The sequence below is a fragment of the Pseudoalteromonas sp. 3D05 genome (genome assembly GCF_002723455.1).
In the GTDB taxonomy this organism is placed as follows: Bacteria; Pseudomonadota; Gammaproteobacteria; order Enterobacterales; family Alteromonadaceae; genus Pseudoalteromonas.
Map to the genome: position 1 here is coordinate 267 of NZ_PDUS01000028.1, position 5,955 is coordinate 6,221.

The following is a 5,955-nucleotide window of genomic DNA, read 5'->3' on the forward strand; positions in this document are numbered from 1 at the left end:
CAAAGGTTTTAGGCTCTAGGAAAAACCATACTCTCAACTATAGTTAATTTACGAATTTTGGCGTGTTTAGGTGTGGTTATGAAGTTTGAACAGTTAGATGTATGGAAAAGAGCTTCCCGGTTAGCATGTAATACTTACAAAGCGATAACTAAATGCAAAGACTTTGGGTTCAAAGATCAAGTTACACGTGCTGCTATATCTATACCCTCTAACATTGCAGAGGGGGTAGAACGTGATTCTCAAGCGGATCAAGCTAGGTTTCTATATTATGCCAAAGGTTCAGCAGGCGAGCTTGTAACGCAAATATATATAGGAATAGAAGTAGGCATTATTGAAAAGTCTCTAGGCTTAGAGCTAATAAGTGAAGCTAAAGAGGTTGCAGCGATGCTCGCGTCATTAATCAAAATCAGAAAAGGTTACATTAAAGGTGTTGAAGCTAATTACAATATTGAAGAACCTAGAACCTTAACTAAATTTACAAAATAATTACTCGCTTGCGCGTTTACTGTGCAAGCGTGCTTGCACAGTAAACTGAGCCATGCTTTAATTGGCACGCAAAAAAATAACAGCAAATTTCAAAAAACTAAGCTGAAAGTTTTAGAATTTTATAATATTTGGGAATAAACAATGGCGCTAAGCTGTAAAACACTTGTAGCATCACTTACTTTGCTCACAATGACAGGTTGTACAATCATCCCCGGTAGCCATTTCGAAGGAATCGAATCGGGAGAGCAAACTAAAAATCTTGAACAAGATCTCGAAAGAGTAAATATTCAAATAATTGATTCAGCTTTAATAAAGCAAAAAAAGCAGGCTCAAACTAAATCGTCTGCGCGTTCTAGTTATGAGGGTTTAAACACCAGTGATTACCAATACAAACTTGGCGTGGGCGATGTGCTTACCATAGGTGTATGGGATCACCCTGAGTTAACAATTCCAGCTGCAGTGCAGCGTACCGCTGAATTTGATGGATTTCGTGTACAAGCGGATGGCACAATTACTTATGCTTATGCCCCCAATATTCAAGCAGCAGGTAAAACAGTTCAACAATTACACAGCGAATTAGTTAAACGCTTAAGCCGTGTAATAGAAGACCCGCAAATAGATGTTAAAATAGTCGGCTTTAGAAGCCAAAAAGCTTATGTAACAGGTGAAGTTACTAAACCAGGTGTGCTCCCAGTAACTGAAATTCCACTAACTTTAATTGATGCGCTGAACCAAGCCGGCGGTTTAACCGAAGCGGCCGATTGGCGTACAGTTACATTTACTCGTGGTAATACAACTGAAGTAATTAAATTAAATGATTTTTATGCCCAGGGCGATATATCACAAAACCGCTTGTTGCAGCATGGCGATATAGTGCATGTAAGTCGTAATGACTTACAAAATGTATTTGTATTGGGTGATGTAAGAAAAGCCGGCTCAGTAGAGGTTAACCGCTACGGATTGAATTTAGCTGAAGCGCTCGCAAACTCTGGTGGCTTAAACGAAAATACCGCAGATGCTAATGGAGTATTTGTCTTACGCAAGCGTGATTTAGAACGTGATGGTGTGATTGCTGATGTGTATCAATTGCATGCAAAAAATGTAGCCGCATTAGTATTGGCTGAGCAGTTTGAATTACAACCACACGACATTGTGTATGTAACCTCTGCACCACTTGCCCGTTGGAACCGCGTAATAAGCTTATTATTACCGTCTATCGCAACAGTTGATTCTATCGACGATTTAGCAGCAACTAACTAAGGGAATGCGATGTTTGATTCTATCTTAGTGGTGTGTGCGGGTAATATTTGCCGCAGTCCAACCGCCGAATATGTGCTTAAAAGCAAGCTTGAAGGCAAAAATATAACAGTCTCTTCTGCAGGGTTAACGGCGCTTGAAGGTAAATCAGCCGATGCAACTGCAAAACAAATTGCTGCCCCGCATGGTATTAATATGGATGTACATCAAGGCCGTCAGCTTAACTCAAGCTTGGTAGCACAAAATAGTGTTATTTTAGTGATGGAGCAACGCCATTTAACTGACCTTTGCACCCGCTACCCAGAAGCACGCGGAAAAACATTTTTACTCGGTAAATGGTTAGGCGATAAAGAAATACCCGATCCATACAGACAAAGTTTAGAAGCGTTTGAACACGTTTACGATTTAATCGATAGCGCGTGTAGCGCTTGGCAAAAGTATTTATAAGGATAGGCTAGTACATGAATGCTCAGCCCACTGCAATAGCAGCAAATAAGCAAAACCGAACAAGCGAGCAAAGCCCAAGTCAAGAGATAGACTTAATGGCGCTAATAGGTGCGCTGCTTGACCGTAAATTATTTATAATAGCACTCACCACTGTGTTTATGTTTATAGGCGTGGTGTATGCGGTGTTTTCTACTCCTATATATCAAGCAACGGCGATGATACAGGTTGAAGAAAGCGGCGGCTCAGTCCCTGGGTTTGACGACATGGCAGGTATGTTTGAAAGCACTTCAGCCGCAGTAACAGAGATTGAGCTTTTAAAATCGCGCTCAATAATAGGTGAAGCCGTTGATACACTAAAGCTTGATGTTACAGTAGAGCCAAAGCTCTACCCTTTCATTGGCGGTCGGGCCTTTCGTAAGTTCAGCCCAATGAACGCAGGTGACTTAGCTGAGCCTAGCTTTGGTGCAAGCTCATATGCATGGGGCGGCGAGGGTGTTGATGTATTTAGATTTGATGTGCCAAAATCAGCTGTTGGGATCGAGTTTACGCTTGTAGCGCAAGAGAATAACAGTGTTTCGCTTGTAAATGACGATGGCGAACAAATATTGGCAGGTAAAGTAGGGCAAGAGCTTACAAATGGTAAGTTTAACCTAACGGTACGTAGTATAAATGCTCGTGCGGGTACTGAATTTATAATTTCTCGCAAAGACCGCCTCAATACTATTTTAGATTTACAAGCAGCTATTGGCGCAAGCGAAAAAGGCAAAGACTCCGGTATTATTAACTTAAGCTTGCAAAGCGCTAAACCAAGTTATGCTGAAAAAGTACTGGATAAAGTAGCGGCTATTTATGTGCGCCGTAATGTTGAACGTAACAGCGCAGAAGCTAAAAAATCACTCGATTTTTTAGAGGTACAACTCCCTGAGATTAAAAAACAACTCGAATACGCTGAAGAGCGTTTTAACGAATACCAAATTAAACGTCAATCAATCAATATCACGCTTGAAACCCAAGGTGTACTTGAGCAAGTTGTTGAGCTTGAAACTAAACTGCAAGAGCTAGAGCTTAAACGCCTTGAAATGAGCCGCAAGTTTAAAGAAAGCCACCCAACCTATCAAGGTGTCCTTGAGCAAATTGAAGCAGTTGAAAAACAAAAACAAAGGCTAGTTGGCGAGGTAGGTAACCTACCAGAAACTCAACAAGAGCTACTACGCTTAAAACGTGATGTCGAGGTAAGTAACGAAATTTACACTTTATTATTAGCTAAAACTCAAGAGCTTGATATTGTGCGTGCAGGTACTGTAGGTAATGTACGTATAATTGATTATGCAGAGGTGAACACTTCAAAACCAGTTAAGCCAAAAAAAGCGTTAATCGTGGTAATGGCAACTATGTTAGGTGGAATGTTAGCAGTGGCCATTGTTTTAGTACAAAAAGCCATGCATAAAGGCGTTGAAGATCCAAACGAGATTGAGGCAATCGGTCTACCTGTATACGCCAGCGTACCGTACTCAGATTACCAAGATAAACTCACTGGTTTTAGTAAAGCCCGTAAAGCTAAAAATAAGCCTAAGTCAATATTGGCCCTTGATAACCCAGCTGACTTGTCAATAGAGGCACTACGTAGCTTACGTACCAGTTTGCACTTTGCGATGATGGAGTCTAAAAACAACTTAATTGCTATATCTGGCCCAAGCCCAGGTGTAGGTAAATCGTTTATATCGGTTAACTTAGCCTCAGTACTAGCGCAAAGTGGCAAAAAAGTATTAATCATTGATGCCGATATGCGTAAAGGTTACTTGCAAACTCAGTTTGGTATTAAATGGGATGATGGCTTAAGTGATTACTTATCAGGTCGTTTAAACTTAAGCGAAGTGACAAAACCAACACAAGTTGAAGGTTTAAGCGTAATTACCCGCGGCCAAATACCGCCAAACCCATCAGAGTTACTAATGCACTCAAACTTTAGTAAGTTAGTTGAAGAGGTAAGCGCCGAGTACGACTTAGTAATCATAGATACACCACCTATTTTAGCGGTAACAGATCCGGCAATCGTCAGTGCCCACACTGGTACAACATTGCTTGTTACTCGCTTTGGCCAAAACCACATTAAAGAAATAGAGCTAACCCGAGCCCGCTTTGAACAAAACGGCACAGACGTAAAAGGCGTGGTATTTAACGGCGTAGTTAAAAAAGCCAGCAACGCTTACGGTTATTATGGTTACTACAACTACGAATATAAATCGGATAAGTGATAAATAGGTGCTAGCAGCTAGGCCCTAGATCCTAAAGCCTAGAAAATTTGGTTTAATGTAGGCGAGTGGCTTGCCACCGCGAAAGTAAAAGGTTCACTACAGAGCTCACAGAGGAAATAACAGATATTCATTTTATATGTATTCTCTCTTTTCTGTGTAGCCAAATGCCTCAGTGCCTTTTGCGGTATAAAAAGATGGTTATGATTATTTACTTAGCCCGCAGCTCGTAGCTCGTAAATTAATTGAAAATTCACAAAGGACGTAAAAGTGAAAGTATTAACAGTATTTGGTACTCGCCCAGAAGCCATTAAAATGGCACCTCTTGTACACGCCCTAGCTAACGATAGCCGCTTTGATGCTAAAGTATGTGTAACGGCGCAGCATCGTGAAATGCTAGACCAAGTACTTGAGCTGTTTAAAATTACCCCTGAGTACGATTTAAATTTAATGAAAGCAGGGCAAACACTGCCAGAAGTAACAAGCCGTATTTTACAAGAGTTAACTCCTGTACTTAAAGAATTTAAGCCTGACGTTGTGCTTGTCCATGGCGACACGGCAACTACGTTTGCAGCGAGTTTAGCAGCATATTATGAGCAAATTGCAGTAGGTCACGTAGAAGCAGGCTTACGCACAGGTAATATTTATTCGCCATGGCCAGAAGAAGGTAACCGCAAATTAACGGGTGCATTAACAAAATTCCACTTTGCGCCAACGGATACCTCAAAAGCGAATCTTTTAAAAGAAAACTATGCAGATGATAATATATTTGTAACCGGCAACACGGTTATTGATGCGTTATTACTGGTTAAGCAACAAATAGAAGATGACGCAGAGCTAAGTAATACATTAGCTGCGCAATTCCCAATGCTTGATGAAAGTAAAAAGCTTATTTTAGTAACAGGCCATCGCCGTGAAAGCTTTGGTGGTGGTTTTGAGCGTATTTGTGAAGCGCTAGCGGAAACAGCCAAAGCTCACCCTGATTCACAAATACTTTACCCTGTACATTTAAACCCAAATGTTCAAGAGCCAGTAAAACGTATTTTAAAAGATGTAGACAACGTACATTTAATAGAGCCGCAACAGTACCTACCATTTGTTTATTTAATGAACCGTTCCCACATTATTTTAACTGATTCAGGTGGCATTCAAGAAGAAGCCCCAAGTTTAGGTAAGCCAGTACTGGTAATGCGTGATACTACAGAGCGCCCAGAAGCAGTAGATGCAGGCACTGTTAAATTAGTTGGTACTGACGTAGCAAAAATAACATCTGCACTAAATGAGTTATTAGCTGATGATGCTGCATATAAAGCAATGAGCCGTGCCCATAACCCGTATGGTGACGGCCAAGCATGCCAGCGCATTTGCGATGTTTTAGCAAAATAATAAGCGTAGGCGCTGGTTTACCCCGCGTATTACTCTTAAAAAATAATATGACAAGCTAAAAATACATAAGTAAAGCTTGCCAGAAAAAATTTTAAAATTAAAATTTGTAGAACCTAGAACCTAGAAC

Annotated in this window: 5 protein-coding genes; all 5 read left to right on the forward strand. The window is 40.7% G+C overall.

All coding sequences use genetic code 11. The features are described from left to right. Positions 1-78 precede the first annotated feature (78 nt). The 5 genes from CSC79_RS18885 (at position 79) to wecB (ending at position 5,828) form a co-directional block, all read left to right on the forward strand. Complete coding sequence (locus CSC79_RS18885; RefSeq protein ID WP_099297532.1) at positions 79-486, forward strand: four helix bundle protein; 408 nt, start codon at positions 79-81, stop codon at positions 484-486. 141 nt (positions 487-627) lie between these two features. After that, positions 628-1,746 carry a polysaccharide export protein gene (locus CSC79_RS18890; protein WP_099297534.1) on the forward strand — a complete coding sequence of 373 codons (1,119 nt, stop codon included), beginning with the start codon at positions 628-630 and terminating at the stop codon, positions 1,744-1,746. Positions 1,747-1,755: 9 nt separating this feature from the next. Further along, the gene (locus CSC79_RS18895) at positions 1,756-2,190 is read left to right on the forward strand and encodes a low molecular weight protein-tyrosine-phosphatase (RefSeq protein WP_099297536.1); all 435 of its coding nucleotides are present in this window, start codon (positions 1,756-1,758) and stop codon (positions 2,188-2,190) included. 14 nt (positions 2,191-2,204) lie between these two features. After that, positions 2,205-4,445 (forward strand): polysaccharide biosynthesis tyrosine autokinase, encoded by a 2,241-nt coding sequence (locus CSC79_RS18900; RefSeq protein WP_099297538.1) that lies wholly within the window; start codon positions 2,205-2,207, stop codon positions 4,443-4,445. A 267-nt stretch (positions 4,446-4,712) separates the two neighbouring features. After that, a complete protein-coding gene (gene wecB, locus CSC79_RS18905) occupies positions 4,713-5,828 on the forward strand; it encodes a UDP-N-acetylglucosamine 2-epimerase (non-hydrolyzing) (protein ID WP_099297540.1) in 1,116 nt (371 codons plus the stop codon). Positions 5,829-5,955: the final 127 nt, after the last annotated feature.